We start from the raw sequence: 2,255 nt of genomic DNA, 5'->3' as shown, positions 1-2,255 counted from the left end.
TTTATTGCAATCAAGTGTTAACAGAAAATTTTAATAAAATAGAAATATAAATATACAAAGAATATATTTGTGTGTATAATATGAATTATTAGAACATACATATATTTCTTTCTGTTTGAAAATGAAAGGGCTAACATTTTTTTGGAGGGTGGAAGTATGAAAAAAAAGATACCAGTTTTTGTAGCATCAACAGTAGCAATGAGCATGATTTTAGGGGCATGTAGCTATCAAAAAGATGAACCGCAGGCTAGTGCAAAAGGGGGAAAGACTGCGGAAAAACAAGTGATTAACTTAACGGAAGTATCTGAAATTCCGACAATGGATACGACACTTGCATCGGATGCAGCCTCTTCAAAAGTTATGAATAACACAATGGAAGGACTGTATCGACTTGGAAAAGATGATAAGTTAGTTCCAGGTGTGGCGAAATCCCATACGAAATCTGAGGATGGGAAAAAATATACATTTAAATTACGTGAAGACGCAAAATGGTCGAATGGTGATCCTGTAATAGCAAAAGATTTTGTATATGCATGGCAAAGAGCTGTAAATCCTGATACGGCAGCTAAATCAGGGTATATAATGTTGGATGTGAAAAATGCAGAGAAAATTAATAAAAGAGAACTATCACCAGATCAATTAGGTGTAAAAGCGATAGATGATCATACATTAGAAGTTGAATTAGATAATCCAGTTCCATATTTTCTTGATTTAACAGTGTATCCGCTATTCTTCCCGTTAAATGAGAAGTACATGAAAGAGCAGGGAGAAAAATTTGGTTTAGAGGCGAATACAACTGTATATAACGGACCATTTGTATTAAATGAATGGAAGCATGAACAAAGTTTCCAATTAAAGAAAAATCCAACTTATTGGGATCAAAAAGAAGTGAAATTAGAAGAGGTCAACTTTAATGTTGTAAAAGATACGGGGGCAGCAGTCAACTTATATAATACAAATGCAATTGATAGAGTTGGTTTATCGGCTGAATTAGTTGACAAATATAAAGGTCAAAAAGATTTTAAGACCATTAATGACCCGACGGTATTCTTCTTGCGTTTTAATCAAAAAAATCCAGCTTTAGCTAATAAAAATATTCGTAAAGCTATTTCTAGTGCATATGATCGAGATGGAATTGGAGATGTTATTTTAAATAACGGTTCTAAAGGTGCTTATGGTTTAGTACCATCTGATTTTGTTAAAGGGCCAGATAAGCAGGATTTCCGAAAAGAAAATGGCAAACTTTCTAAAGTCGATGTTAAGGAAGCAAAAAAATTGTGGGAAGCAGGAAAGAAAGAATTAGGTACGGATAAAATAGAGCTAGAATTTTTAAACTTTGATAATGAAGAATCTAAGAAGATTGGTGAATATGTAAAGGGAGAATTAGAAAAGAATTTACCAGGTCTTACAATAAAAATTAAAATGCAACCATTTGCACAAAAATTAAAACTTGAAGATAGTGGACAATTTGATATTTCATTTACTGGATGGGGACCGGATTTTCCTGATGCAATCACATTCCTTGATATGTTTATAACGGATGGTTCACAAAATAAAATGGGTTATTCTAATGCTCAGTATGATGAAATTATTAAGAAGGCAAAGCAAGAAGGTTCAGATGTAAAAGGACGTTGGAATGAATTGTTAAAAGCGGAAAAAATATTATTTGAGGATGCAGCAATTGCGCCAGTATTCCAACGCGGTAGATCCATATTAGAAAGAGAAACAATTAAAGATTTATATATCCATAAATATGGTGGCGAATTAAGCTTTAAATGGGCATCAGTAGGAAAATAACAAAAAAAGCAGGTGATTACCTGCTTTTTTTAATACGTACGTTTTTTATAAATACCTTTTCCACCAACTTGGTTCCAGCCGGATTGTACATCTAAACTTTTGTTAACAAACTTCATTTTTTCTTTCCCACCAAAGAGTTTTTCACCAATGCTATTTGTAATGACACCAATCAATGCTGTTATTCCGATGATGAGGGCAGCAACAATGACAAAATCAATAAAAAAAGCGATCATATGCAAATTCCCCCCTTTGCCTGTCTGTATTTTTATTGTATGAGATTAAAGATGAAAAAGAAAGAAATGTCAGAAAAATATTTAATTTACTTTAGAAATCATGTAGACATGAGTGAGGAGATTTGTTAAAATAAGAACAAGTGTTCTTATTGATTTTAACGCATTATCCGAAAGAAGTCTCCTTCCTCAAGCGTTGTGAAGGATAATAGTCCAACGGTAGGTGGG

2 protein-coding genes are annotated in these 2,255 nt (G+C 33.0%); one reads left to right on the top strand and one right to left on the bottom strand.

The genetic code is table 11. The features are described 5' to 3' along the window. Positions 1 to 156 precede the first annotated feature (156 nt). Entirely contained in the window at positions 157 to 1,797 is a 1,641-nt protein-coding gene (locus U860_RS0130915; RefSeq protein ID WP_025151488.1) for a peptide ABC transporter substrate-binding protein, read from the top strand. Positions 1,798 to 1,826: 29 nt separating this feature from the next. Here the strand turns inward: U860_RS0130915 and U860_RS0130910 are convergent, their stop codons facing one another. Continuing rightward, complete coding sequence (locus U860_RS0130910; protein ID WP_025151487.1) at positions 1,827 to 2,030, bottom strand: hypothetical protein; 204 nt, start codon at positions 2,028 to 2,030, stop codon at positions 1,827 to 1,829. Positions 2,031 to 2,255: the final 225 nt, after the last annotated feature.

The sequence above is a fragment of the Bacillus sp. H1a genome (assembly GCF_000633475.1).
Classification (GTDB): Bacteria; Bacillota; Bacilli; order Bacillales; family Bacillaceae_G; genus Bacillus_A; species Bacillus_A paramycoides.
Note: the sequence above shows the minus strand (reverse complement) of the source record. Positions and strands in the feature narration are given on the sequence as shown.

Bases quoted from the DNA above. Each gene is read 5' to 3' on its own strand.
- U860_RS0130910 (WP_025151487.1), bottom strand. From the start codon at position 2,030: ATGATCGCTTTTTTTATTGATTTTGTCATTGTTGCTGCCCTCATCATC.
- U860_RS0130915 (WP_025151488.1), top strand. From the start codon at position 157: ATGAAAAAAAAGATACCAGTTTTTGTAGCATCAACAGTAGCAATGAGC.